The sequence below is a fragment of the Kosakonia sp. MH5 genome, from assembly GCF_009935945.1.
GTDB classification, from domain to species: Bacteria; Pseudomonadota; Gammaproteobacteria; order Enterobacterales; family Enterobacteriaceae; genus Kosakonia; species Kosakonia radicincitans.
Genome location: NZ_QODH01000011.1, coordinates 99,249 through 125,012, shown reverse-complemented (window position 1 = coordinate 125,012; position 25,764 = coordinate 99,249). Strand labels below are relative to the sequence as shown.

Genomic DNA, 25,764 nt, shown 5'->3' with positions numbered 1-25,764 from the left:
TAAATAAGGGCACAACAATGTTGGCGAAAAATGCGCAAAATGTTCTGGATGGATGGATCACGGCTGCTGGACCGGTAGTTCAGAAGCTCTATGGTCAGTCTGAAGATTGCTGGCCGAATGTGCGTAAACAATATATGCAGGGCCTGGAGAAAATCTTTCCTGCTGTCAGTGGCGTCTCCTGGAAAACACTCACACTAGGTAATATGTCGGCAATGGTCGGCGAGAGACATGAACATGCTGGAAGCAGTGTGGTGCTTTACATTCACGGCGGCGGCTATGTGCATGGTGGTGTGGAGGCGTATCGGGGGTTAACGGGCCGTATTGCCACAGCGTTAAACGCCACAGTCTATGTCCCGGACTACCGGCAGGCCCCTGATTTTCCTTTCCCGACGCCGATAGAGGATGTCTTTTCAGCTTATCGTGCGCTACTCGACAGGGGTATCAACCCTAAAAATCTGGTTCTCGTTGGTGATTCAGCGGGTGGTGCAATGGTTATTACAATGATGCGTAAGGCCCGTGACGCGGGTATTCCGCTCCCGGCTGCGGGAGTGGCTTTTTCACCCTGGGCAGATCTGACCCATAGCGGTCTGTCTGCTACCGTCCGTGATGGCATCGATCCCCTTTGTAGCATCGATTTTCTCACCAGATTAGCGAGGGAATTTCTTGCCGGTGAGCTACCAACACATCCTGATGCTTCACCCGTTTATGCAGATGTGCAGGGGCTTTCCCCGACGCTTATACAGATCGGCGAGAATGAGGTCATGCTGAGTGGTGCGATGAAACTCGCTTCAAACTTAGGGGAAGCGCGTGTACGCACGACACTCGAAGTCTGGCCGGGTATGTTCCATGTCTGGCATTTGCTGGCCGGCACACTGCCCGAAGCCGACCAGGCTCTACGTAACGCGATGCGTTTCCTGAAGGATGTTTTATCTGAGAATAATGAATCCGACGACGCGACGTCCATGCCATAAATTTGATGCGTTCAGACATACCTAATGAAAAGCGCCCTAATAACATTAAGGGCGCTTTAATGATGGAAGATCCATGCTTTTCTTCGACAACGACCCCGGAATGATTGAAAGTGGCAATGTTCCTGAAGGCGCGAAAAGGGCTGGTCCCAATTCCCTGAGCTTGATGCTTCCGGGTCTGGGCTGTTTCTTATACGAAGGCGAGTTGTTCAGGGCCTGAGAATGTACCTATCTGAACTCCGGCCCTGTCCGGGAAATGCTGGTGAGTTAAGGGATAATGCGCGCGGCTCTGAACTGTCTGAACAGACTGAAGAACATCTCATCCGTAGCCTGCATGCGCCAGAACCCTGCGCGGCGCAGCTTGCTGCCATCGCCAAACATGTCGTAATCCCAACTGAAAACAAAGTCGGCAAACTGCCCGTCGTTCACCTGCAAAATGTCCGTCTCTACCAGACGGTGGTGCCGGGCCAGTTCGCGCCAGGCTGGCTGATAATCTTTGAACATCTGCTGAAATGACAGTCTGACGGGCGGCGCGCATTCAAGCCCGAACCAGCGAGCAATGAGAGGCCAGAGTTCGCTCCACCTCCAGACATCACCGTTATTCACATTAAAAGCCTGATTTTCTGCGGATGATGAGGTGGCGGCCCACAGGGTGGCATCGGCGAGCAACTCGGCGTCCGTATAGTCAACAATACTGCGCCAGGTCTGTTCCGAACCCGGAAAACGGAGCGGTAGATTGAGTGACTTACAAAGCGAAGCGTACAGAGCGATGCTTAACGCAAGATTCATGGTATTGCCCGGCAAGGCGCTACCCACCACGCCCGGTCTGATGGCATTCCAGTGCCATGCTCGTCCTCGCTGATAATCGCTGAGCCAGGCGAGTTGTGCCGCGTTAAATTCCGCTCCCGCAACGCCGGGATCGCTTTCACGCGCAGGGGTTTTAAAAGGCCCAAGATGGGCGCCATAGACTTTATACCCTTGTATCAGGCTCACTGTTTTTAACGATGAAATCATCGCCGTGTGGCAGACCAGATTACGCAGCATGGTGACGTTGGGCTCCACCATTTCCGTCCAGTTTTCCGCGTTTATCCAGGCGCTGTAAAAGATATGAGTGACCTTGCTTAAGGGCTGCAGTGCCTGCGCAGTATGCTTTGCATCCAGCAAATCAGCGGTGACGAGTGGGATATTCTGCGGATGCGGTAATGCGTTGCGGCTCAGGCCAATCACTTCCCAGCCATAGTGCAGCAGCGTTTTAACGAGCTGGCTACCGACAATCCCTTTGGCACCGGCGACCAGCGCGACGTTGTTTGTGTGAGTCATATTCATGGTTTCTCCAGATAAAGTGACGGAGAGAGTGTGATATATTAATTTTTCCGCTCATATCCCCTGTAACTGATGGCACTTATAAGTGAAATCATTAAATGAATAACAAGCTCAATGCGATCGCCACCTTTTTGCGTGTGGCCGAAGCTGGCTCATTTTCAGCCGCCGCGCGCCAGATTGGCGTGAAGCAATCTGCCGTAAGCCAGCAAATTGCCGCACTGGAGGCAGAGCTTGGTGTGGTTTTGCTGCGCCGTACGACGCGTGCAATGGCGCTTACTGAGCAGGGAGAGAAGTACAGGCGTGAAATGAAGCCTTTGCTGGACGCGATGCGGGAAGCAGAAATCAACCTCAATCCTGCGGGCCAGCACTGGCAGGGCCGCGTCCATGTGCAGTTGCCGAGCGGTTTAGGTCGGCTTTTTCTTCCTCATCTTCTGGCCCTGCAAAAGGCGCACCCAGAGTTACATCTTGAGCTTTCATTTGATGATCGCATTGCCGATCTGGTCAGCGAAGGGGTTGACGTTGCGCTGCGGCTGGCGAGCGAGCCGCCAGAGTCACATGCCGTGCGCGTACTGGGCCGCATTGCGACGGCGCTTTACGCTGCCCCGGAATTTGAACACATCGATTCAGTGGATGAGCTGGCTCAGAAGCCACATATCCGGTTTAGTGGTATCGCGCCTGATGCGCCGCTACGGTTAGCTTCAGGTGATGAAACAATAAATCTGATGGTGAATACCGTGTTTCGGGCCAATACCAGCGAAGGGCTGCTGCAGGCGATCCAGGCAGGCATCGGTGTCGGTGGTATGCAGCTCCCCCTTGCTGCTGAAGCGGTGCAGTCAGGCCTGCTGGTTCCCGTTCTGCCTGAATGGCGACTGCCAGACCGATTCCTCTACGCGGTTTTCCCGGATGCCCGTTTTATACCTCAACGGGTAAGAAGCGTTGTGGAAGTGATAAAGCAGTTACTGCCGCAGATAACAGGAATGTGCTGAGGGCCGATAAGCCTGGCCCTGTTGTATTCTGCACAGCATAAATTTTCGGTACAAAGCGGCCAACATTAAGGGCTGGCATGTGCGATATGCTGACAGGTGAGATCAGGCACTTTATTATGTCAAACTATCTGGTAAGTCTGTGGTCCTGGCCAGGCATAATGGTTTGGTACATGCTGGCATTTATTCAGTCATCCATTTGAGAAAACCATGAAAAAATCGATAGTTCCTGAAGAGTTTCAGCATTATTTCAATGACTGGCATTTCTCCCCCGTCATCGAAGCAGATGGCACAGTATATCTTTCAGGTGTTACCGCAGCACGCAAGGACAAACCAATAAGTAAGCATCCTGAAGAACAATTCCATGATGCGTTTTATAAGCTGGGTGTTTATTTGAAAGCGGCCGGTTTGGGCTATGAAAATATACTTGAGATGACCACTTTTCACGTTGATCTCAAAAAACATATAGACGTTTTTTCTAAAGTAAAAGATGAGTATATAAAGGCGCCATACCCGGCATGGTCCGCCATTGGCGTATCAGAATTCATTCCAGAAAATGCGCTTGTGGAAATGCGAATTGTGGCTAAAAGGTAATTTTCAGGCTTGTGACATGCTCCCCGTTGATTAGTACACGCCGATTAACGCATCGGATACAAGCAACTACGGCCTCTATGCGACGCTCACCACCGTTTGGGAAGCCAAAAGCGTGACGCAGGTGATACAAACGCCTGCCACGACGCCGCTTTTGGCAATGACATCGCGATGTTGTCTGGCTATTTTCCTTTCTTGCGAAACGCGTTCACATTCCCTTCTTGTTGGCGGGCTATTTTCCCTCTGGTGAAGCTTTTTTAACCAAAACGTGGAGAACAGCATGAGAGAATTAACGAAGACATTATTTGCCACTGCCTTTATGGTTTGCACTTTTTCCGTTAATGCTGCAACAGAGGGCGATATAAAACCGCCGCCTTTACAAAGGGATAGCCCGCCCATACAGGGCCCTGCGCCACTCGTGTATGGTGTTGTCCAGCAAACCACCACCCCGGTCGAGGCGTTAAACAATGTGGTTAAAAATCTTCCGGCGCTGGAAAATGGGAGGCGTTATGAAGTCCGGCTGGAAGTGAGGGAACTGGCGCCCGTGCCCACGCCGCCAGTTCCCCCGGCACCATAGTTAACGTTTGTTCAGCCCCTTGCGGGGCTTTTAAACAAACACTTATCAGATTGGCGTTACTCTTTTCGTCCCTTTAACAACCTTAAACGCCTGTCAAAAAAGTTGTTACCACGATAAAAATAGTGGAACAAAGAAAACCGCGAATAACGTGCCGCTGATAATGCCGCTTCCTGCAATGAACTGCCAACCCACTCTCCGGTAAACCCAGTTGGTAATGCCCTGGCCAGTAGCTCCATCGTTTTCATTGCCGGGAAAGTCCTTTGACACAACTTCAGGACGCTGCTGTGGCTGGTTTTGAACAGCATTTTCAAGCCACTTCATCTCTTTCGGGAAAACAGCCTGCATAAAGCGTTATTCACTGTTGGAGTTCTTCAGGTATTTAGCCGTGGTGCTGTGATTAGCGCACCCAGGTGCAGGTAACATCCGCTGCTGGCTTGAAGGCGTCGGCCTGGTGGGGAGATATGTCCGCTCAGAGCAAGGGGCGGATATTCATACTGTCCGCCGATTATTCATGACTAAATGTGAATTACTACAAACAAGTCAGGACTGCTGTGGTGATGCGAATTTTGCAGCAATCATTTCAGATGTGGGCTGTATTCCCCCAAGACTCCACTGCTCCGGTTCATGCTCGTCAATCAGGATCCATACCGATCGCCGGAATTCAGGATCGCCTTTCCCCTCAATTTCAACAATAAGATCAGTCATTCGACGTAGCAGTTCATTTTTTTGCTCCGAATTCATAATTCCTTTAATGGTTTGCACTTTTACGAAGGGCATTGTATTCTCCTTAAATATCTGGGTATTAAAATCATACCCAGGTTAAGAGGCAAATGCATACATGTCAAAAGATAAATCATTACCATACCTGCTACCTGAGCTTTGCGGGCTTGCTGCGTCAGCAGAACTACTTGGAGATCAATGGGTTTTGTTGATTCTAAGGGAGGCATTTTATGGGGTCACCCGCTTTGAAACTATACGTGCTCATACAAAAATCACGAAGCAGACATTGGCAAACCGATTAAAAAAAATGACTGAACTCGATCTACTATGCAAAATCCCCTATCAAGAAGAAGGGGTACGTGAACGGTATGAATATGTTCTCACAGCCAAAAGTCGCAGCCTTGCGCCAATTCTTTTCTCCATGATGGAGTGGGGTCATAAAAACATACTGCACGACTCACCGCATATCGCCTTAACGGATAAAGAAAGTGGAGAAGTGCTGTATAGCGCCTTTGTCACCGCAGGCGGTAAGATTGTTGATCCTAAAAATGTTCAGATAACAGCGCTTGATAGCTAATTTGGCCTGCTCCCCATAAAGTAACATATCACAATGTTATCAACGTCCCTCTTGATTAAGGATAGCGTTGCATTGAACTGTTGAACTCACAGCGAAGTACAAACGTCAGGACTTATCAACAATAACCCCGATTGACGATAGAAAAGCGCCGCCGCGCAGGTACACTTGACAGCAAACTTTGGCCTGAATAGGCTTACACAACGTCGCGAAAAACGATCATTTCTGTTTCTGGAGTGATCGCGCATACGTCGAGTCTGTGTCCTCACAGTTTGACCAGCGTCTTCGAAATCAACGGCTTTACTGCCATGAAATGGCGGGAGCACTTATCGTTACCCTTGCGTAGCGATACGATAAACGGAGCGCATCTATGTCAAACTCAAGTTCTAAACCCGCTTTATCTGTCAGTTCACTTCCGGGTTTTTCTCATCCTTTGCGCTCCGGCGACAGTCACAAGATGAAGGCAATCCGTTATCACGCTTTCGGCGGGCCTGACGAATTGAAAGTCGAGGAAATAGCGGTTCCACATCCTGGACCCGAAGAGATCCGCATTACGGTGCATTGTGCGGGTGTGAACCCCTCTGACTGGAAACGAAGAGAAGGCCAGTATCGGGCATTCGAAGAGATCACGTTTCCGCTCACGGTCGGTGTGGAAGCCAGCGGCATTGTGGATGAGATTGGCGATGGCGTTTGTGACGTTGCCATTGGCAATGCAGTATTTGGCTTTGGCGATGGCACCGTCGCGGAGAAAGCCATTCTTACCCACTGGGCGGTCAAACCCGCTGCCGTCTCTTTTGAAGTGGCAGCCGGCTTGCCTGTTATTGTTGATACTGCCACCCGGGCACTGGATGAAGTGAACATCGAAGCCGGGCAGACTCTGCTGGTTAGCGGGGCGGCAGGGGGCGTAGGCACAGCGATAGTTCAGCTGGCACGTCTGCGCGGCATTAACGTTATTGGCACCGCAAGTTCTCCTAACCATGTTTATCTCGCTTCATTAGGCGCAGTGCCTACGACTTACGCTCCTGGCTTGAAGGCACGAATAGCTCAGTTAGCCCCCATGGGCGTCGATGCCGCTATTGACGTTGCGGGAGCCGGGGTTATCGCTGAGTTGATTGCCATCGTGGGAAACCCTGCTCATGTGCTTTCCGTCGCGGATTTTTCAGCAGAACAATATGGCGCGAAATTTTCCCATGGACCGCCAGAGCAACCGGAAATTGTCTTCGCAGAAGTTGCCCGTCTCTGTGCGCATGGCCTTTTTCAGCTTCCTGTTCAGGGCGTATACCCCCTGGAGCAGACGGCAGAAGCACATCGGGTGAGCGCAGAAGGGCACGTCACCGGCAAACTGATCATCAAGGTTCGCTGAGAATGCAACGCGCGCGCTCACCGAAACCTCTGCGAACTTATTGCGACGCTTCTGCAAGTAATGCCACCTGCACAGCAGGACGCGCATCGATCTTTCTCTTATACGCTAACAGGGCGGGCCAGCGATTCAGTTCGAAGGAGAAGAATTTACACCAGCCCAGCACGGTGAAAAGGTAGGCATCAGCGACGCTGAACGACGAACCGGTCAGATAGGGTTTACCGTTGAGTGTATCCTCAAGGAAATCGAAGCGCCGGAAGAGCTTCTCACGAAAAACCGTTCTGACCTCTTCCGGCAGCGTGGTGTTGAATAGCGGTGCTGAGCCTGCGTGTATTTCACTGGTGATAAAGTTCAGCCACTCCTGCAGACGCACCCGCGCCCAGCTGTCCGCTCGCGGCGCCAGCCCGCTTTCCGGTTTCATGTCGGCGAGGTACTGCACAATGGCCGGGCCTTCGGTGAGTATCTGCCCGTTATCCAGTTCCAGTGCAGCGACATAGCCTTTAGGGTTAATGGTCCGGAAATCGCGTCCGTCCGCAGTGAGTTTGCTCCTGTTGTCCACTTTGACCAGCTCAAACGCCAGCCCGAGTTCACGCAGCACAATGTGTGGTGAAAGTGAACAGGTGTTCGGGGCGTAATACAATTTCATGCTCTCTCTCCGGTAAATTGAAAAGCTGTCGCGTAACATTCAGCGCGATCCTCAATACACTGTGATTAAAGCGTCTCGCGCTGTAAAATTAATGTTTCATAAATTAGCTATTAGCTGAGCTACTGATACTTATGATGAATCTTTTGCACTGGCGCTTACTGGTCGCAGTGGCAGATGCCAGCAATATCTCGCGTGCTGCTGAGGAGGTTGGAATGACTCAGTCCGGTGCCAGCCAGGCTATCGCCCAGTTGGAAGCTTCACTTGGATTCGCGGTATTTACGCGTGAGCGTCGGCATATCGGTGTCACTGCGCTGGGTGAGCAGGTTGTCGGGCATGCAAGGAGCATGCTGGCGCGGCTTAACGCGATCCGCGTATTGGCGGATGAGAGCCGGGGTTTACAGGGCGGCCGCATTCGCCTTGCCAGCTTTCCTTCCGTGACATCGACATTGTTGCCTGGACTGCTGCGCGACTTTAAGCGCCTGCACCCGGGCATGGAAGTGGTGGTGCTGGAAGGTACGGACGAGGAAGTCGAGGAGTGGCTTGCCGCAGACACCGTTGAGCTGGGCGTGGTAATGAACCCGTTACCAGGACGAGCCGACGTCATATTAGGGCAGGATGTATGGGTAGCAGTAATGCCAGCCAGTCATCCGCTGGGACGTCATGCCGGTACGAGCGGCATAACGCTGGAAAAACTGGCAGACCAACCCTTTGTTCTCGCCACAGGCGGATGTGTCGTCAATGGAAAAAGTCTGATGGAACAGGCAGGTTTGCAGCTCTCTGACGTACGCGTGAAAGTGCGCGACTGGAGCAGCGCCTGCCTGCTGGTGCGGGAAGGGATGGGTGTCGCGCTGGTCCCTGAATCTGCCCTGCCGGTTGAATTACGCGGCTTGTGCGTGGTGCCGGTGACACCTACTGTTCAGCGCGAGTTTGGTCTGGTTTGTTCGCCATCAGGAAAATCTTCTGCCGCGACGCAGGCATTACTGAAAGGGCTGCGCAGAGGGGGATGATCGGCGGCAAGGTTAATGCGTAATGTGATTTATGCACGTGCAGGCGTGCCAGCAGGCGACCTTATGGCGCTAATAATGCTGCCAAACGTTTCACTGCAGCTTGTGCTTCTTCCGCGCTGGTAAAACTGGTAAATCCCATCAATAGCCCGTTCTGCTGCCGGGTGCCGGCATCCCAGTCACTGAGCGCCCTGACACCAAGCCCTGCGGCCTGAGCCGCTGTCGCCAGCGTTTTATCGCACTGATGTTCGTTCAGCCAGGCCAGAATCTGGATTCCCCCGGCCTGCGGCTGGATGCGCAGAGAGGAGCCGATAATGCTTTCAAGTGCCTCCACAAGATAACCGCGTCTGACGGCGTACAACTGGCGCATTTTGCGCAAATGGCGGACAAAATGCCCCTGTTGCATGAACGCCGCCACCATCGCTTGCGGCAGAATTGATCCCGGTCCAGGCCAGTGATTAACCGCCTCGTGAAAGGTCTGTTGCAAAGCGGGGGGCACCACCAGGTAGGCCAGACGCAAGCCGGGAAACAGGACCTTACTGAAGGTTCCGGTATAAAGCACACGCTGCTCATGATCGAGACTTTTCAGGGCCGGTAGCGGATGCCCGTGGTAACGGAATTCACTGTCGTAGTCATCCTCAATGATCCAGGCATCTTTTTGGTTCGCCCACGCCAGCAACGCCAGACGTCGGGGGAGAGACAGTGCGACGCCAGTGGGGCTTTGGTGTGAAGGTGTGACGACCGCAAACCGTGCATTGGGTGCCCTCTGCTGCCCGGCAGCGACCTGTAGCCCCTCTTCATCCACCGGAACGGGGGTCAGCGTCATGCCCATTTGTTGCAGAGCGTATCGACCAGGAAAATAACCGGGATTTTCATACCAACCGCTGTCGCCTGTCCGTAAAACGGTACGACACAGCAGTTCCAGCGCTCCCTGATAGCCGGTGGTAATAAAGACCTGTTCCGGCGCGCAGGCGATCCCACGGGAAATGCCCAGATAGGTAGCGATGGCTTCCCGTAGCGGTGCGTATCCGGCAGGATCGGGATAATTCATCATCGTAGCCTCAATCATCCGCAGCGTTTGCCCCGACAGGCGAGACCATATTTTACGCGGGAATGCATCAAGCGCCGGTACACCTGGCTGAAACGGTAAAATATCCCCCGTCTGGCGCACCTGATAAGGCTGCTCACCTGAGGTTCTGTGCTGCGGCGGGTTTCCGGCGTTCGGCAGCCTCGCCAGTTGGGGCGAGACCCGGGTGCCCGCCGCGCCTTTCGTCACCAGGTAGCCCTCGCTAACCAGCATCTGATAAGCCATTTCCACCGTTCCCCGCGCGACGTGAAGCTCGCTGGCGAGATTGCGTATTGATGGAACACGCTCCCCCGGGCTCAGCCGGCCGGTCGTGATCGCGTCGCGATAGCGCTGATAAAGCTGCAAATAGAGTGGTGTGTCAGGCTGCCAGTTGGATTTCAGCATCTGTGCTTTCACGTCATTTGTCCTGGTGATTTAGATAATTCTTGTCACTGTAGCATGGGGCATGTCGGCGATATATTGCAGCCATCAGACAGGGGGAACGAATGGCGACATTTGAACTATACAAGGTTGAAAGCGAACTGGCGCTCCATGCTGCGTACACATTAATGCGCGAGTTGCGACCGCACCTGACCGATGCCGCGAGCTTTATCGCGCGCGTCCATCGTCAGGCTGAACAAGGGTATTGCTTGCAAGGCGTCTGGCAGGATCAACAGCTCCTGGCCCTGGCGGGCTATCGGGTTGCGGAAAATCTGCTGTACGGGCGCTTTCTGTACGTTGATGACCTTGTGACTGCACCCTGTGCCCGCAGCCACGGACTGGGGGCGAAATTAATCGATGCCCTGCGCGCAGAGGCGCGCGATCAGAATTGTACTCACCTGGTGCTGGATACCGCTTTAGGCAATGCGCTGGGACAACGTTTTTACTATCGACAAGGATTGCTGGCGGCAGGCATGCACTTTCGTCAGACCCTGGCATGACGTTTTTTAATAACCGGAGATAACCTGATGAGCACCCCACAACGTTTACCCTATTTCACCCTTTCCCCGGAGGCCTATAACGGGTTTGCTGCGACCAAAAAAGCGCTGAGTAAAAGCAGTCTCGGGAAAGCGCTGATAGAGTTGGTCTGGCTGCGGATCTCGCAGATTAACGGCTGCGCATTTTGTCTTGAAATGCACGCCAAAGCCCTGCGCGCCGACGGTGAAAGCGCTGCACGACTGGATAGCCTGGCGGGATGGCGCGTCAGCGAATTATTCAGCGAACGTGAGCGTGTCGCCCTTGCGTGGGCGGAGTCTCTGACGCACGTAGATAAAACGCATGCGCCTGATGATGATTATATTCCTCTGCAGGCGCATTTCAGCGAAGCTGAAATTTCCGACCTGACCTTTGCGATCGCGCTGATGAGCGCCTTTAACCGTCTGGCGATCGGCATGCGTCAGTAATCATGACGTCCGGCTCAGGGATGCGCCGGAACGGTGAATATTCAGCATATTGCTTATGCCCCGCGCCTGTTCGCAGGAATTCAGGCTGCTCCCCCGGAGGCGAGTATGGCCAGCTCCGACACGCCTTCACTCATTATGTCGCTGTCCTGCAGAAGATGTTGAATATTCACCCAGCGGGCTTCACTTACGTCATCGGCTGCAACTGGCTCGCCACTCACGTACCGGCATTGTATTGCAACCATAACGTAGTGCGTGCTCACATCGCCGTTATCATCTTTAGCAATCGCGTCCACCACCGTGAGTATCCGCTCCGGGTCTGCCACGATACCCGTTTCTTCATAAAGCTCACGTTGAGCGGCGGCGAGTGATGTTTCGCCGATCTCCGTTTTCCCACCGGGAAAGCCCCACATACCGGCGTCCGGCGGGTTATTCCGTTTTACCAGCAGAACGTGTTTTTCACGCACCACCACAGCCAGGACAGCGGCAATGGGTCTGGCCGACGGTATCGGATACATGTGGTACTCCTTTGCAAGAAATATCGGCGGTGGAGATGTCCCAACCGCATGAAGATCGCTGTTAATAACCCCTGTATCCACTTTTCGCCAATTTTTCAAAATATAAACACCTGTACGTTAATTATTAACGACACAGCGTCTCATATTTTATCTGTCATAACGGAGAACTTATCTTCCCCGGGCTTTTTCACCCGTTAGCGTTAATACCGTACTGGTTATAATGGCGACGGCCTTACCATCTTCGCGAGATATTTCACATCGGTAATGACTGATCGTTTTGCCACGATGCTCAGCATGTGCGGTAGCTAATAAACGCGAACGCCAGACAGGACGAAGAAAAGTGGCATTAAGGTCTATCGTTGTAAAACTTTCATTCTTCTGCATTAAAGTGGAGTGCGCGGTTCCTATTGCAGCGTCTGCCAGTTCGCATAATAAGCCGCCATGGACAGTGCCCTGCTGATTTCCATGACGTGCCGAATCGGCATCAAGCATCAGCGTCGCCTTTGCTTCGCCAATATCCACAATGCTGAAACCCAGCAGCCCTGAGATGGCTGTGGGATAATTCATATATGTTGTCATCGTATCGTCCAGTGTGCCTTGCAACTGGCGCTGTAAAAATTCGAGGACGGGTATATAAACGGACTTTTCTTTCATCATCATCTTCTAAATAAATGCCGTCACGACGGAAATAGAGCGGGGCAGCGCGATTATCTGCCCCCAATCAGAAATGTCTCTGCGATATAAAAGTTGCAGGTGAGACTTTTCCGGCAGGCCTTTCTCACTTTCGCACTGCGACTATCATTTCCAGCTCAACAGGCGCGCCGCGCGGTAATTCAGCTACGCCTACCGAAGTGCGGGCATGCGTGCCCCTTGCTCCAAGCCTCGCGACGAGCCGATCGGATGCTCCGTTCATTACCTGACTTTGCTGGATAAAACCGGGGGCAGAAGCAATATACCCTACGACTTTAATCACCTGGATAATATTAGCCTCGCCGCCTACGGCCTCACTCACTGCCGCAATACAGAGGTCTGCACAAAAAGCAGCGGCCTGTTGGGCGGCGGGAAGATCAATGTCCTGTCCCACTTTTCCTGAATAAAGTAGCGTTTCACCTTTGCGCGGGAGTTGCCCGCTCACATAAGCCAGCCCGTCATGGATGATGACGGGAACATAATTTCCACCCGGCTGATTTGTTATATGCTCAGTCATAATATCACCTGTATTTTACCGTTCCTGCATTCGGGATAACGTATTCACACATGGGTCAGAATACACGGCTGACAACCACCTGTGAGCGGGGATTATTTTTATATTCCAGACTGGGATGTTTCTGACTCAGGAAATATTCAGTCAGGTATCACCAGCGCACCACAATCACTGTCGGTAATGAAGGTAGCCAGTAATTCGGCAGGTTCCGTTTTACTGACGTTTTCGGCAAAAAGGTGTAATGCGCCAGGCGGCTCGAACCAGGTTTGCCCTGTTGTATAAGTTTCAGCCGCACCTCCTTCCATTTGCGAGCGCAACGTGCCTTTCAGGACAAACGCCAAAACCGAACCCGGATGACGATGCCGCGGTGTATAAGCGTCTGGCGGAAAGTCAACCACCGCTACGGTGATGGATTTGCCGGGAATGTCCTGCAAAGTTTCACAGGAAACGGGCCTGATACTCGTTTCAGGGCGCGCGGTATCCATGGCACCGGACATACCGGACATCTGTAAACCCGTCAAAGCGTGTTGGTCATTATGATGCATGGCCGGCGCTGAAGCGCCCGAATGATATACAAATGCAATATCACCCGCGAAAAGCAATGCCGCACCTGCAGCGGCGATGATGATAAGCCGCCTGAAAGGGCTGAAATGCAAAAGTGTCTTTCTCTGCGAGAAGGATGAATCAGGCTGTGTAAACACGGGAACCTCATGACGAAATGCCGTAACTAGCGTTACAGACGGAAATCACAGAGTGTTGATCGCCTTCAACCGGGCGCCATCAATTTGTCCGGCGGTGTTAAGGCTGCAATATATCGCCATAATGACCCACCCCATAGGGTCAAGAATTAACAGAAATACCAGGACATTTGCCTTTGATGAACGCAGTTAACATCAACCCGCAGCATGACATGCCCCTTTTGCAATAGCGCTTGACAGGGTTTCAGTAATCAGTAATCTCTCTTTTATGGGAATAATATCTCAAATAAGAGAAAAGACATGAACAACCAGGATTACCGAGCAAGGTTAGCCGCCCGTCTGGCTGCGCTGCGCTTACAACACAATTGGTCACTTGACGAGCTTTCCACTGCGTCGGGCATCAGCCGGGCATCCTTATCACGGATTGAACGGGGTGAAGTCAGCCCGACAGCGGAGGTTCTCAACCAACTCTGTATTGTATACGGAATGACGATGTCCCGGCTGATAAGCGAGATTGAACAGGCAGCAGATAATCTGTTCAGAGCAGAGCAGCAACCTCTGTGGCAGGATGAACTCAATGGATTTGAGCGACGCATGTTATTACCGCCTTCCAGTCAGTTCAAATGCGAGATGATCGAGGGAAAATTGCGCCCTGGCGCTTTCATTGAATATTCAAGCCCTCCCGTTCAGGGGCTTGAGCAATATCTATGGTTATATGCAGGTGAATTAACTATTACGATGAACACTGAAAAATGGAGTTTGAAAGAAGGCGACAGTTTGCGTTTCCATTTATCAGGTTATTCATCATTCAGCGCTCATCAGAGCCTCGGTGCACATTATATTTTGGTGGTATGTAAATCATGATTGAATATGAACTTCTCAGTGCTATACAGGCGCATCAATTTTTACCAGAATTAGGTGACGTATTGCAGTCTTGTGTAAGAGATGGAGCCAGTGTCGGTTTTACCGATCCCGATGATCGGCAGGCTATTGACCGTTTCTGGAAAGATAAAATTTATAGTCTTGCCAGCCACGATTGCGAGTTATTAGTCGCCCGCGATAATGGTTTTTTAGCTGCAACCGTCATCATTAACTATTGCGGCATTCCTAACGGTCGCCATCGCGCTGAAATATCCAAACTCCTCGTTCATCCGCAGGCTCGTCGTCAGGGGATTGCCAGAGAATTAATGAATCGGGCAGAAGATATGGCCTGGAAAAAAGGCATCTCTTTACTCGTACTTGATACACGAACAGGAGATGTGGCCAGCGACTTATATCTTTCCCTTGGGTGGCAGATAGCCGGGGTAATACCTTGTTATGCGAGGTCGATAGAAAACACCTTACACGGCACAACGTTTATGTACAAAATTAATTCGTCCGCTGGCTGATGATATTAACTGGCACCTTTCGCGTTAATACTGATCGTCATGCGAAAAAAATTACCGGTGCACAGAAATAAACTGAAAAAATAACCGTGTCGTACATTCACCTCAAGTGTGAAGCGAGCAGCCTGTCGGAAGCGTTATATCGCCAATAGTGTGATCTTTTGCCAGTTATAATATGGGGAGCGTTATCTCCCCTGCACTGAATATACTGGCAGGGCGGTGTGAAGAGAGTCACTGGAGAATATCTCGTGAAACAGTTCAACAAGAATGCAAATGCTTACGATAAAATCAGAAGCAAGATTACCTATCCACAGGCTCTGTATCGTTATCTTGCCGAACGGGCTCCCGCGACCAGTGCCGCACTGGATATTGGCTGTGGTAACGGGGTCTCCAGCATTCGCCTTAAAGACTATTTCAGTTATGTGGAAGGATGCGATTTAGGGGAGGCGTTAATTGAACGGGCGCGGGTTAACTATCCGGAACTGAGCTTCACCGTTTCCCCGGCAGAAACGTTTTCTCCCGGACGGGCCTTTGATCTGATTACCAGCGCCACCTCTTTTTACTGGATGGATCGTAAAGCGGTGTTGGCCAACCTGAAAAACTGGTTGCGCCCGGAGGGGCTTTTTTGCGCTTACCGATATGATGTCCCGATAATCTATGGCCCGTTACGGGACTACATTGAAAAAGAACTGGTAACACACTGGGCTGCCCATCGCGATCCCCGTTTAATACAATACGATGACACGCTTGAGCTGATGCGTGATTGCCCACATTTGCAGGATGCAAGACGTGAAGCCTTTGCAAATATCCTGTTTCTGAGCGCAGAAGAAGTGGCGCTGTTTTTCCTCTCAACAAGCTATGTCAGCCGTTTTATTGAACTGGAAGGTGGCGAAACTTACCGCAACAATTTTGTGGAAAAAGTTATGTCCATCGGTGGCTCTGAACCCATAGCCGTGAATTTTGATATTCATGCATTCAGCGCCACTTATCTTCCGGCAAACTAACTTATCGCCTGGCCGCCAGTGCGGCCTTTTTGTTTATCGCCACAGCAAGCGTGCATGATCGATAATCGAAGATATCCCATTGCGAATCGCTGTAAATATCCCGTTATTTTTGTTAATACTATTCCCTCCCACATTTTCGTGTATGGATAAATTATGAAGTTATTTTCTACCGAGCGAACTGATGTCTACTTGCTTGCAACCGATCTTGCAGAAAGTTTTCAGCGTTATCTGCTTAATAACAGGTCCCATTTAGCGCCGTTCGAACCATTACGTGATGAAGGCTATTTTACACTCGAAAATATATCGCAAAGAATAATAAACTCACTAAACGATTACGAGAATAGAAAGTGTCTGAACCTTGTAGTGACGTTAAAAAATGAAGATCGCATTATCGCCAGTATTAACTTCACTAATTTCATCTTTGGTGTTTTTCAGGCATGTTACTTAGGTTTTTCACTGGATCATGATTGTCAGGGTAAAGGCTTAATGCATGAATCCCTTGAGAAGTCTCTTCGTTATGTGCGTGAAAACTATGGCATGCACAGGATAATGGCCAATCATCTCCCGGATAACGAACGCAGTAGCAATACATTAAGACGTTTGGGGTTTGTAAAAGAGGGATATGCCGAATCCTATTTGAAAATAAACGGTGTCTGGCAGGATCATGTCCTGAACTCATTTGTATTTCCAGAGTGATTCCCCCAACAATATACACTCATGTCGCTTACCAAAATGACCTGTTGGCGATCACGTTAAATTACTGTTCTGCGGAACTAACCGGTCTTCGCGTTATATTTTTAGCATAAAGAGAGGAAAGCTCATGATTGTAAGAACCTGGCACGGCTGTGTTCCACTTAAACATGCAGAAGGTTTCGCGAAACACCTTGAGAAAACCGGAGTCGAGCACGCAAGGAGCATAGAGGGTAATCGAGGCGCGTTCGTGCGCATGGAAGTGCAGGGAGAGTGGGCGCATTTCTTTCTGGCCACTTACTGGCAGGATCTGCAGTCGGTGCGGGAGTTTGCCGGAGAAAACTATCATGTGGCGGTAACTTATCCGGATGATGAAGAATTTGAGCTGCTTTCCGACCCTTACGTTTTCCAGCATGACGTGGAAGCCATTTCACCGCTTTAACCTTGTTTGCGGGCCACCGGTCAGTTACCCATTTGCTATAAAATCCGAATGGCTCCGCATCCGAAGACACAGCGTATCCGGCAGCGCGACTTATTTTTATCGCCTGTCTGCCGGTAAGTCAGGAAAGGGCAAGCACCGTGTTGAAACCGGTCGGCCTGGAGAGGTCGCAAGATTCTACGTGGCGACGCTTAAGTCTCCATCACTGAAAGGAGACGGCAACATTACCTGCCATGTTCATAAGGATAACCCGATGACAGATATCACTATCAAACCGGCACAACGCGAGCATCTGGAGGCATTAAGGGCGATTGAACTCGCCTCGTTTGAAACATTGCGTGTCACCGGCGCGGTGACAGGTGAGCCGGTTGCGGGCAGCCTGGATGATTTCAGCAGGTTGAGCAAGGAAGGAATTCTCTTCGCGGCATTCGCAGCAGAGGAGATCCCGGTTGGTTTCGCCGGGGCTTATATTACGGAGAACTGGCTGCATATCGCCGAAGCAGATGTGCATCCAGACTGGCAGCGGCAGGGAATTGGTCGGCGGCTGATAAATGCGCTTCTGGCTGAAGGTAAGGCTCGCGGTTTAACCGGCGCCTCGTTGACGACCGATCGTTATGCTCCCTTTAACGCCCCTTTTTATGCCTCTTTGGGGTTCGAAATTGTGCAAGAAGAGGCCCTCTCGCCACGGCTAAAAGACTTACTGGCAGCAGAAACGATCTCCGGGCTGGCACCGCTGCGCCGGGTTGCTATGCAATTGGTGTATTGAGTCACCTTTTCTATACCCGATTGCGCTTTCTTCCTGCTCTCAGCGTATCTCTCGATGGCTTTCATTAGCGCGGCGGGTGTCCGGTCATTTTTGTCGCGCTCCTGACAGGAATGAGCAAAGGCAATATGCAAAGTACCAGCAGTGCAACAACGATTAATGTCTGTTTCACCCCAATCGCATCGCCCGCCAGGCCATAGATAAGCGGCATAAGCGCGCCACATCCCAACGATGCGGTATAGAAAATAGCAAATGCGCGGGTTTGCTGATGCGGTCTGGCGAGTTCGGCTACGCTGCCATACAGAATGGACGACGTTCCGTTCAGCGCGATACCCAGCGGAACCAACAGCAGCCAGCTTACCTGCAAAGGGGCAACCGTCATTCCCAGTACAATGGCCGACGTAATGATCTCACTGGCTGCGACGGTTTTAATTACGCCGAGTTTTGTTGCCAGCACCCCGCAAACCAGTTTGCCAAATGCCCCGCCAATAAAAATTAAGGTCAGCGCAAAGCCAATTTGCGTTGCAGACGCTCCCCTTGCGGCCATTAAAAAGGGAAGGAATGTCAGCGTGCCGGTACGCGTGGCGTTGTCGATACTGCCAATCACGCACAGCGCAGTGAAAGCACGTTTACGAAGCGGTTCGGGGAGTTTTACGCAGGAGGAGGCCTGTTGCTTCTGCTGCGTCGCCTCTTTGCCCGCCAGCGTAGCCACCTGGGGCGTTTTTTTGCCATCCGCAGGCAGTAACACATAGAGACCGAGAGTAACGAGGAAACCCAAAAGCGCAATCAACTGCAGTGCGGTTCCCCACGTGATAACCAACAGGCAGGCAGAAAGCGCACTGGGGATGATCCCTTTACCCACATCGCCGAAAAAGTTGTAGGTGCTGAGTGCGATACGGGCGCGCTGAGGGGGATAAAACCGCGTAATAAAGCTGGAGGAGAGCGGATGCTGAACGCTGGCGCCAAGGCCGCCGATCACAATCAATATCATGAGCTGTATCAGCGTTTCTGACGTTCCATACAGCAGCAGCGCGACGGTTAAAAGCAGCGTGCCGCCGATTAACACTTTCCGCTCGCCGTATTTTCTGCCCAGTTCTCCCGATGGGATCTGAAACGCCGACATCGCACCAGAAAACAGCATCTTCAGTAAACCGATCTGCGCCATTGAAAGCCCAAATTGCTGCTGCCAGAGGGCAAAAAGCACATAGTGCATATCCGTCGCACCATCATGGAAAAGGTGAGCAAGGCCGGTTGCACCCAGCACTTTGCGGCTCTGCGGTTTCTCGACGGTCGGCGAACTTTCTTTCTCAATGGAACCTGAATCCACGCTCATTCTTCCTCCTGCGCTATTAATGGCTATATTCACACTAAACCGGGCAGGGAAAACAGCGTGTTGTTATGTTTGTTTTGCATAAGCAATCCCGGTTTTTTAACGGGCGATTTTATTTGCTGATAGCTATTCAGCCGCTAATTTCATCCTATTTATTGTGGAATGACGCAGAGGGAAAACCGGCGGAATCTGTGCACGTTTTAATTCTACCCGGTGGCAGGAAGAGATCTGGGCCAGATATGAAGCGGATTTATCCCTCAGTTCGGTGACAGTTGGGTCAGCATCAGAATAAAGGGAATGGTCACCGCCGCCAGCACCGTTTGCACGGAGATAATCCCGGCAGAAAGCCGATGATCGCCGCCGAGAAGTTTGGTCATGATATAGGCGGAAGGCGTACAGGGCAGGGCATTAAACAGGACGACGGTGGCCAGTACCGGCCCGGAAATACCCAATTCAACGCCAATAAACAGCGTGATAAGCGGTACCAGTAATAATTTCACAAACGACGACTGTAATACCGGCCCGTGCGCCGAGCGCGCAGCTTTAAGATCGAGCCCTGCGCCAACCGCCAGCAAGCCCAGCGGCAGCGATGCGCCGCCGAGAATATGCAGAATATTGCCGATCATATCCGGAAGTTTGAGCGTACTGACATTAAACGCCAGCCCCGCGACCACTGAGATAATCACCGGGTTACGTACCAGTGCTCTGACTATCTGCCATACGCCAGGCCTTTTGCCCTGCCCGTAATGCATCAGGATGATGATAGACGCGACATTCAGCATGGGAATTGCCACCGCGATACTGATAGACGTGACCGTCAACCCGGTAGTGCCGTAAGTGGCCGCCGCCGCCGCAACGCCAATATAGGTGTTAGGGCGCAGCGCGCCCTGAATAACGGAAGAAAAGACGGTTCCCGGCTGGCTTCGCCATATTCGCCACAACCAGAGTGACACTGCGCCAATCGCCACGGCGCCCAGAATCGACCATGCTATTGGCCTGACCGGAAAATCATTCAGGCTCGCCGTCGCCACCTGAGAAAACATCAGCGCCGGAAACAGCCAGAAATAGTTGAGCTTTTCGCAGGGCAACCAGAACTGATGATCAAGCAGGTTTTTGGCCCGCAGTACAAATCCCATAACAATCAGGAACATCACCGGTGCAAGCGAAGACAGCGTCGTCATCATTTCTCAAATGTATCCTTTCGTCAGTACCAGCAGACCGTAAATGGCAATAAAACCTGTCAGCAGACATTTATAAAGCGGCGCGCTTGCCCGGCGGAAGAGTAAATTCCCCACCGCCCGGTAGATAAATAAGGCCACGGGAGCGGCGATAAGACCTTCAATACTTAATGCTGTGGGGCGAAGCAGCGCCAGAGTTGCGAGCAAGTGAATGTGTATTTTTTATGGCAGTTTTTTGACTTGCTTTTAAATGATAATTTTTGCCTTTATATATCTTTTGATTATATATCAGAGTAAACCTGATATTATTGCCTGCCAGCATTGCTGTTACTGCTTTGCTGAATATCAGAAATTAAAATCCCGAAAATAAATATCAGTTGTTATCACAAGAAATATAAATAATGCGTTTTGTCTTATGGTGACAGACGATGATTTTCTCGGGCGAGCGTTTTTATTCCTGTTGCTCAACTCGTGTGGTAGATGTTGCAGCGCAGAGAATCTCTTCTGCGCCAGCCGTTATGGGATATGTTGTGACCGGCGGCAATTCATTCAGCGCACGTGCTGAATTGCGCATGGATTAATTTCCGCAGCCATTGGTGCGCGTTACCGCCATCCGAGCGGCGGTGCCACAGCAGGTGAAAGGCAATCTCCGGCAGCGCCATCGGCGGCTTGAGCAGTACAACATCGTCATTGGCTTCATCCGCCAGCACGCTGCGCCGAAGCACGGTCGCAACATAGCTGGTCTGCGCAATAATCCGCGAGACGGCCGACATCGTGGGCAGCGTCAGGCGTACCGTTCTGCTGAGCCCCTGCTTGCGGAGCTGCTCATCCACCAGGCCGTAGTGATTGCCTTCGGGCGAGACCAGAATGTGCTTCATGGCGAGATAGCGTTCCAGCGTCATGCCGTCACGGGCGGCATCGCTGTCGCGACGTACGAGAGTGACAAACTCATCGCGGATCAAAGGCTGCGACAGGATGCGTTTTTCCGCCTGGGTTGGCACGATACCGATGACCAGATCGACCTCGCCGCTATCAAGCATCGCCACGGACTGATCGCGATCGACAAAGGTGCGCACATGGATCGTTACGTCCGGCGCCTGCTGGCTGACCGCGCGCATAATCGTCGGCATGAACACCCTCAGCGGGTATTCCGACATGCCAAGTGTGAAGGCCATGCTTCGATTCTGCGGGCTGAACGCCTCTTCCGGTGCCAGCAGGTGGGTTATTTCGTCCAGCGCGCGGCCGACATGCACATGGATCTCTTTCGCTCTCGCCGTGGGCAGTAATCCGCTGGCGCTGCGAATAAACAGCGGATCGGCAAAATGGCTACGCAGACGTGCAAGCGCGGCGCTCATTGCTGGCTGGCTGACTGACGCCTTACCGGCAGCGCGGGTGACATTCTGCTCTTCCATCAGCGCGTTAAAGGCGACGAGAAGATTCAGATCAAGCCCTCTAAAATCCATAAAACGGATACTCCTCTATATCTTATATTTGTTTTATTTATTGATATCGCGAATGTGATACTAGCGGCGTACGGCAAATAAACCAATGCAAAACCGTCAGCCTGCGAGGTAGGTAGTGATGTCAGACCATAATGAAATAGCGAATCGTCTTGTGCGCGAGCGCGAGGCCGTAGAAAAAATCTATCAGGCGTTTAGCCTGCAAAACCCGGATCTGCTCGATGAAGCGGTGACGCCAGACTGGCAGGATATTCCGCTGGCTCCCGGCCAGGCAGCCGGGCCGCAAGGGCTAAAACCCATCATCAGAAGCTTTATCGCGGCTTTTCCCGATGTGCAGATTGTCATTCAGGATTTGATGCAGCTTCCCGGTAAGATTGCCGTTCGCGCGGAGATTACCGGGACGCATCAGGGAACGTTTATGGGGATGGAAGCGACGGGGAAATTTGTGCGCATCCGTTTGCATGAGATGCACGAACTTAACGGTGAGCGCGTGATAAAAACCTGGCATATGGAAGACTGGCTCGGGCTGTTTATGCAGTTGGGCAAGACGCCTTCTCTGCCTTAAGCGCAAAAAAATCCACGCCGTAGCGTGGATTTTTGCTTTTATGGGGATCAGAAGTTGATGTTCGCCGTCACGCCGCCGACAAAGGCGTCATCAACCTGGCTGACTGCGCCCGGTGCGGAAATGTATTGCAGGTTCGGGCGAATTTGCAGCCATTTCGTCGCCTGAATGTTGTAATAGATTTCGTAGTTGTACTCGGAACCGTCCTGAATCGGCAGATAGGCCAGGCTGTTGTAGTCCGTCTCACCGTTGAAGCGGTTCTCGTCGCCCAGCAGGCGGGTGTAGGAGGAGTTGATATGGATACGGCCTGCGCCGATACCAATTTCATCCTGCGGACGCGCGTCAAACGGTCCTTTCCACGTCAGCGCAATCGACTGATAGTTGTCGGTCTTTGACGTTTTGTGATCGTTCATCACCGCCTGAACGGTCAGCGTAATACCGCGATCGCTGGATCCGCCCTGCGCGGTCAGTTGTTGCTGGGCGAGGATATAGCCGCCGTAAGAGTGGGCGGTATCCTGATAACTGCCATCGCGCCATGAGCCGTAAACATTATCGTTGGTCGAGGAGTAGTAGTAACCAAGACGGTAGTTCCCCGGCAGTTTGTCCGCGCCGAGCAGCGGTTTCCAGCCCAGTTCTACCGGAACCAGGTTACCTTCGGTCGGGTTAAATTCAAAACGGAAACCGTCGCCGCGATCATAGTTATACGGGTTCTGGTTGTAGAAACCGACCTGCATAAAGACTTCCGGCGTGAAGTTAATACGCACGCGACCGCCCCACTGGGAAACCGGCCAGTTGTACCAGTGATCGCCGCGCCAGTTACCCGCCTGGCCGCTGCCGAACGCCAGGTTCTGGAACTTACTGTCGAAATTATCGAAATCTTCGCCAACGGTCACACGCCCGGCTTTCACATCCAGCACATCGTCAAAGAAGCCTTTACGTAGCCAGAACTGTGTCAGACGCCAGGTCTGCCCGCGGCCATACACCTCCTGCGGGGAAGAGAGCATGCCGGTACGCGGATCGGCCACTTGATCGGCGACATTCTGCCCGTCACGGTTAGTGATGGTTAACTGGAACTCGGCATCCTGCCAGTTGAGCAGTTTTTGCAGATCGAGATTAACGCCGAACACCTGCTGATCGCTGTAGCGCGCCGTCGTTGAGGTGTTATAGCCGCCAGCCAGGTTTGATGCGGCTTCCATGGTGTAATTCACCTGGAAATCGACACCCTCTTTCTGTAGATCGGTGCGGGTTCCGCCCCAGTCACCAAACATCCACGGGGAATCGGCGCTGAAGGCGTCCGCCGCATGGGCAAGGCTGGGTTGCAGACAAAGGAATAAGGCTCCGGCTAAAGCAGATATTACAGGTTGTTTCACCACTGTTTTTATATGTTTCATAATGTTTATTCTTAGGCAAGGGGAGTTGTTCGGAATTTTGAGTGTAATAACTGCAAATTCTGAGTTTTATAAATTTGTGCGAGTAAAATTATCTTGCCAAAAAAATATGATCGTCAGCACAAAATTAGCTTCACAGTATTTTCATTTGCTATTTTTAGTGAATGACTTTGCGTAAGCCGTGCCGAAATAACCCTCAACCCGGCGGCAAAAAAAGAGGAATAAAGCGCCTTTCTGCCCGGTATATCTCTTACAAATAATTCGCGTGGGTGAAAAAAAACGTTAGCGGACCCGGGAAGGCGGCGTCGAAAAGCGTTTTTTAAACTGCTCCGCAAATCGTGCATAAGAGAGATAGCCGCACTGTTCTGCGACCCATTGCAGGGTGAAGGAGGTGGTTTGCAGCAGGAACATCGCATGCATCATACGCGTTTCCAGCAGCAGTGTTTCGAAGCGGGAATGTTCATCCGACAGTCGGCGTCTTAATGTTGATTCACTCATCGCCAGCCGTTTTCCCGCCTCTTTCACCGTCCAGTGTTGCTCCGGCGCTTTTTGCAATAATTCCCGGAGTTGCAGGGTGACAGAGCGTTTCGCCAGCGGTAAAAAACAGTGGCCGTGCTCCGCCAGCACCAACAGCAGATCCAGCAGCCGTAACGCCAGGCGGTTATCATCAAGTTCCGGTCGGTTTAGGCTCGCCTGTAAAGTAAAAAGCGAATCGATAAGTGCTTTCTTCAACGGAATAACGGCGATTTCGGTAACAGAACTGGTGCGGGAAATAACGTCGGTATAGCGTTTGGCAAACTCGCGAATAACGTTTGCCGAGATCGTCAGAAATAATGACTGGAAAGGCTGACCATCACCGTCAGGATATTTTTCAATATCGATACAGGTATCTTGTGCGATAAGACATGCGCGCGTTGATGGCGTCAGAATTTGCGCTGAATGACCTGTATGCAGAACCAGCGAACCTGACAAAATAATAATCAGGGTGGCCTGCGGAAAATAAAAATCCTTTGTGCTCTGGCTATTGCGCAGCAGCGGTCGGGAGAGTGAACAGAGATTATCCCGATGGATTAAACGCGGTGCGGAAAAGAGGCTGCCCCCGGCGGGCTGGATATTCAGCAGCTCATGTGATTCTTTTTCTACCATCGGGGGCTGAAGCATAGTGGAACCTTGATTAACGAACCGTCGGGTTAAGCGAGTAGAGTCCGGTCAATTCAGCTTGCGCCAGGACATTCACCGATTCTATGGCTTTACGGACATTTTGTCCTGTCAATGCGCCATCAACCGGCAGGCTGGCCACATCCAGCGCATACAGCGTAAACACGTAACGATGGACGATTTCATCATTCCACGGCGGGCACGGGCCATCGTAGCCATAATAGTCGCCGCTCATCTGCGCATCGCTGGCAAACCACAGCGAATAGTCGTTTATGCCGTGGCGATAACCTGTTGGCAAGCTGGCGAGCGTTTTTCCTTTTGGCGTCACGCCGGAAGAGAAAGCCGATTCTGCCAGTTCCTGCTGCGTGACGGGAATATCCAGCAAAACCCAGTGATAAAAATCGATGCGTGGCAGCGTGCTGGAAACCACGCGCCCCTCCTGATTAACATCATCGCCGCGGGAAGGAACATCCGGATCGTGGCATAGCAATGCCAGTGATTTCGTCCCTGGTGGGATCTGATCCCAGGCAAGATGCGGGCTGGCATTCTGCGACAGCGTAATATGCCCCTCGCTGGCGGGCACGGCGAAGGCGTTTTTTCCGGGAATAACATCACCATTACTGAAGTTCTGGCTGAACAGTTTCATCTCTGCATCCTTATCTCACGTCGCGGGAAAGCGATATGTTACCCCGTGGCGGATTTCAGACAGCAACATACCCAGTCAATTAGCGTCCATATCCGGTCAAAATGACGGTATCAGGCGCAAAAAAGTGAC

At 51.8% G+C, this 25,764-nt stretch carries 31 protein-coding genes; 16 read left to right on the top strand and 15 right to left on the bottom strand.

Going from position 1 to position 25,764, the window contains the following annotated elements; all coding sequences use genetic code 11:
• The first annotated feature begins 17 nt into the window (after positions 1-17).
• Positions 18-971, top strand: a complete 954-nt coding sequence (locus DK872_RS23175) for an alpha/beta hydrolase (protein ID WP_149288384.1) — start codon at positions 18-20, stop codon at positions 969-971.
• Positions 972-1,235: 264 nt separating this feature from the next.
• Here the strand turns inward: DK872_RS23175 and DK872_RS23170 are convergent, their stop codons facing one another.
• Positions 1,236-2,294 carry an SDR family oxidoreductase gene (locus tag DK872_RS23170; protein WP_035887728.1) on the bottom strand — a complete coding sequence of 353 codons (1,059 nt, stop codon included), beginning with the start codon at positions 2,292-2,294 and terminating at the stop codon, positions 1,236-1,238.
• Between the two features lie 95 nt (positions 2,295-2,389).
• On the opposite strand from DK872_RS23170, the gene DK872_RS23165 reads away from it, so the two are divergent.
• From DK872_RS23165 to DK872_RS23155, 3 genes are all read left to right on the top strand, one after another.
• The gene (locus DK872_RS23165; protein WP_035887730.1) at positions 2,390-3,277 is read left to right on the top strand and encodes a LysR family transcriptional regulator; all 888 of its coding nucleotides are present in this window, start codon (positions 2,390-2,392) and stop codon (positions 3,275-3,277) included.
• 207 nt (positions 3,278-3,484) lie between these two features.
• Positions 3,485-3,868 carry a RidA family protein gene (locus tag DK872_RS23160; protein WP_007370434.1) on the top strand — a complete coding sequence of 128 codons (384 nt, stop codon included), beginning with the start codon at positions 3,485-3,487 and terminating at the stop codon, positions 3,866-3,868.
• A 277-nt stretch (positions 3,869-4,145) separates the two neighbouring features.
• Positions 4,146-4,442 carry a hypothetical protein gene (locus tag DK872_RS23155; protein WP_107147268.1) on the top strand — a complete coding sequence of 99 codons (297 nt, stop codon included), beginning with the start codon at positions 4,146-4,148 and terminating at the stop codon, positions 4,440-4,442.
• 105 nt (positions 4,443-4,547) lie between these two features.
• On the opposite strand, the gene DK872_RS23150 is transcribed toward DK872_RS23155, so the two are convergent.
• Both DK872_RS23150 and DK872_RS23145 read right to left on the bottom strand, forming a co-directional pair.
• Positions 4,548-4,787 (bottom strand): hypothetical protein, encoded by a 240-nt coding sequence (locus tag DK872_RS23150; RefSeq protein WP_035887735.1) that lies wholly within the window; start codon positions 4,785-4,787, stop codon positions 4,548-4,550.
• A gap of 195 nt (positions 4,788-4,982) precedes the next feature.
• Positions 4,983-5,219 (bottom strand): tautomerase family protein, encoded by a 237-nt coding sequence (locus DK872_RS23145; protein ID WP_007370438.1) that lies wholly within the window; start codon positions 5,217-5,219, stop codon positions 4,983-4,985.
• Between the two features lie 61 nt (positions 5,220-5,280).
• On the opposite strand from DK872_RS23145, the gene DK872_RS23140 reads away from it, so the two are divergent.
• Together DK872_RS23140 and DK872_RS23135 are read left to right on the top strand one after the other, a co-directional pair.
• Complete coding sequence (locus DK872_RS23140) at positions 5,281-5,739, top strand: helix-turn-helix domain-containing protein (protein ID WP_035887737.1); 459 nt, start codon at positions 5,281-5,283, stop codon at positions 5,737-5,739.
• A 454-nt stretch (positions 5,740-6,193) separates the two neighbouring features.
• On the top strand, positions 6,194-7,099 hold the full coding sequence (locus DK872_RS23135) for an NADP-dependent oxidoreductase (protein ID WP_161518895.1): 906 nt from the start codon (positions 6,194-6,196) through the stop codon (positions 7,097-7,099).
• A 37-nt stretch (positions 7,100-7,136) separates the two neighbouring features.
• Here DK872_RS23135 and gstA read toward each other — a convergent pair whose 3' ends face one another.
• On the bottom strand, positions 7,137-7,742 hold the full coding sequence (gene gstA, locus DK872_RS23130; RefSeq protein ID WP_161518894.1) for a glutathione transferase GstA: 606 nt from the start codon (positions 7,740-7,742) through the stop codon (positions 7,137-7,139).
• Positions 7,743-7,873: 131 nt separating this feature from the next.
• Between gstA and DK872_RS23125 the strand changes: the two genes are divergently transcribed.
• On the top strand, positions 7,874-8,749 hold the full coding sequence (locus DK872_RS23125; protein ID WP_202626150.1) for a LysR family transcriptional regulator: 876 nt from the start codon (positions 7,874-7,876) through the stop codon (positions 8,747-8,749).
• 61 nt (positions 8,750-8,810) lie between these two features.
• Here DK872_RS23125 and DK872_RS23120 read toward each other — a convergent pair whose 3' ends face one another.
• Positions 8,811-10,229, bottom strand: coding sequence for a PLP-dependent aminotransferase family protein (locus tag DK872_RS23120; protein WP_370520924.1), 1,419 nt, complete (start codon positions 10,227-10,229; stop codon positions 8,811-8,813).
• Positions 10,230-10,318: 89 nt separating this feature from the next.
• Here DK872_RS23120 and DK872_RS23115 point away from each other — a divergent pair, with 89 nt between their 5' ends.
• Both DK872_RS23115 and DK872_RS23110 read left to right on the top strand, forming a co-directional pair.
• A complete protein-coding gene (locus DK872_RS23115; RefSeq protein ID WP_007370444.1) occupies positions 10,319-10,753 on the top strand; it encodes a GNAT family N-acetyltransferase in 435 nt (144 codons plus the stop codon).
• Positions 10,754-10,780: 27 nt separating this feature from the next.
• Positions 10,781-11,215, top strand: coding sequence for a carboxymuconolactone decarboxylase family protein (locus DK872_RS23110; protein WP_007370445.1), 435 nt, complete (start codon positions 10,781-10,783; stop codon positions 11,213-11,215).
• Positions 11,216-11,295: 80 nt separating this feature from the next.
• Here the strand turns inward: DK872_RS23110 and DK872_RS23105 are convergent, their stop codons facing one another.
• The 4 genes from DK872_RS23105 to DK872_RS28050 form a co-directional block, all read right to left on the bottom strand.
• Complete coding sequence (locus DK872_RS23105) at positions 11,296-11,730, bottom strand: NUDIX hydrolase (protein ID WP_007370446.1); 435 nt, start codon at positions 11,728-11,730, stop codon at positions 11,296-11,298.
• A gap of 168 nt (positions 11,731-11,898) precedes the next feature.
• Positions 11,899-12,390, bottom strand: coding sequence for a PaaI family thioesterase (locus DK872_RS23100; RefSeq protein WP_197685249.1), 492 nt, complete (start codon positions 12,388-12,390; stop codon positions 11,899-11,901).
• A 118-nt stretch (positions 12,391-12,508) separates the two neighbouring features.
• A complete protein-coding gene (locus tag DK872_RS23095; RefSeq protein WP_071921326.1) occupies positions 12,509-12,937 on the bottom strand; it encodes a RidA family protein in 429 nt (142 codons plus the stop codon).
• Positions 12,938-13,074: 137 nt separating this feature from the next.
• The gene (locus DK872_RS28050; RefSeq protein ID WP_199200060.1) at positions 13,075-13,635 is read right to left on the bottom strand and encodes a cupin domain-containing protein; all 561 of its coding nucleotides are present in this window, start codon (positions 13,633-13,635) and stop codon (positions 13,075-13,077) included.
• 297 nt (positions 13,636-13,932) lie between these two features.
• Here DK872_RS28050 and DK872_RS23085 point away from each other — a divergent pair, with 297 nt between their 5' ends.
• From DK872_RS23085 to DK872_RS23060, 6 genes are all read left to right on the top strand, one after another.
• Entirely contained in the window at positions 13,933-14,496 is a 564-nt protein-coding gene (locus DK872_RS23085) for a helix-turn-helix domain-containing protein (RefSeq protein ID WP_035887745.1), read from the top strand.
• Complete coding sequence (locus DK872_RS23080; protein WP_144133950.1) at positions 14,493-15,020, top strand: GNAT family N-acetyltransferase; 528 nt, start codon at positions 14,493-14,495, stop codon at positions 15,018-15,020. Before DK872_RS23085 ends, DK872_RS23080 begins: the two co-directional genes overlap by 4 nt.
• Positions 15,021-15,265: 245 nt before the next feature.
• Positions 15,266-16,021 (top strand): trans-aconitate 2-methyltransferase, encoded by a 756-nt coding sequence (locus tag DK872_RS23075; RefSeq protein WP_079517434.1) that lies wholly within the window; start codon positions 15,266-15,268, stop codon positions 16,019-16,021.
• Between the two features lie 153 nt (positions 16,022-16,174).
• Complete coding sequence (locus tag DK872_RS23070) at positions 16,175-16,717, top strand: GNAT family N-acetyltransferase (protein ID WP_079517435.1); 543 nt, start codon at positions 16,175-16,177, stop codon at positions 16,715-16,717.
• Between the two features lie 124 nt (positions 16,718-16,841).
• Positions 16,842-17,153 (top strand): hypothetical protein, encoded by a 312-nt coding sequence (locus DK872_RS23065; RefSeq protein ID WP_035887746.1) that lies wholly within the window; start codon positions 16,842-16,844, stop codon positions 17,151-17,153.
• Between the two features lie 250 nt (positions 17,154-17,403).
• Entirely contained in the window at positions 17,404-17,916 is a 513-nt protein-coding gene (locus tag DK872_RS23060) for a GNAT family N-acetyltransferase (protein ID WP_161518893.1), read from the top strand.
• Between the two features lie 64 nt (positions 17,917-17,980).
• On the opposite strand, the gene DK872_RS23055 is transcribed toward DK872_RS23060, so the two are convergent.
• The 3 genes from DK872_RS23055 to DK872_RS23045 form a co-directional block, all read right to left on the bottom strand.
• Positions 17,981-19,246, bottom strand: coding sequence for an MFS transporter (locus tag DK872_RS23055; protein WP_107147275.1), 1,266 nt, complete (start codon positions 19,244-19,246; stop codon positions 17,981-17,983).
• A 254-nt stretch (positions 19,247-19,500) separates the two neighbouring features.
• Positions 19,501-20,427, bottom strand: coding sequence for an AEC family transporter (locus DK872_RS23050; RefSeq protein ID WP_161518892.1), 927 nt, complete (start codon positions 20,425-20,427; stop codon positions 19,501-19,503).
• Between the two features lie 539 nt (positions 20,428-20,966).
• On the bottom strand, positions 20,967-21,884 hold the full coding sequence (locus DK872_RS23045; RefSeq protein WP_161518891.1) for a LysR family transcriptional regulator: 918 nt from the start codon (positions 21,882-21,884) through the stop codon (positions 20,967-20,969).
• Between the two features lie 118 nt (positions 21,885-22,002).
• On the opposite strand from DK872_RS23045, the gene DK872_RS23040 reads away from it, so the two are divergent.
• The gene (locus DK872_RS23040; RefSeq protein ID WP_144133944.1) at positions 22,003-22,446 is read left to right on the top strand and encodes an ester cyclase; all 444 of its coding nucleotides are present in this window, start codon (positions 22,003-22,005) and stop codon (positions 22,444-22,446) included.
• A gap of 47 nt (positions 22,447-22,493) precedes the next feature.
• Here DK872_RS23040 and DK872_RS23035 read toward each other — a convergent pair whose 3' ends face one another.
• The 3 genes from DK872_RS23035 to DK872_RS23025 all read right to left on the bottom strand — a co-directional run bounded on the left by DK872_RS23035 (position 22,494) and on the right by DK872_RS23025 (position 25,635).
• The gene (locus DK872_RS23035) at positions 22,494-23,834 is read right to left on the bottom strand and encodes a carbohydrate porin (protein ID WP_144133942.1); all 1,341 of its coding nucleotides are present in this window, start codon (positions 23,832-23,834) and stop codon (positions 22,494-22,496) included.
• Between the two features lie 279 nt (positions 23,835-24,113).
• Positions 24,114-24,992 carry an AraC family transcriptional regulator gene (locus DK872_RS23030; RefSeq protein ID WP_083596735.1) on the bottom strand — a complete coding sequence of 293 codons (879 nt, stop codon included), beginning with the start codon at positions 24,990-24,992 and terminating at the stop codon, positions 24,114-24,116.
• 13 nt (positions 24,993-25,005) lie between these two features.
• Positions 25,006-25,635: a YbhB/YbcL family Raf kinase inhibitor-like protein gene (locus tag DK872_RS23025; RefSeq protein ID WP_007370466.1), complete on the bottom strand. Its 630-nt coding sequence runs from the start codon at positions 25,633-25,635 to the stop codon at positions 25,006-25,008.
• Positions 25,636-25,764 lie beyond the last annotated feature (129 nt).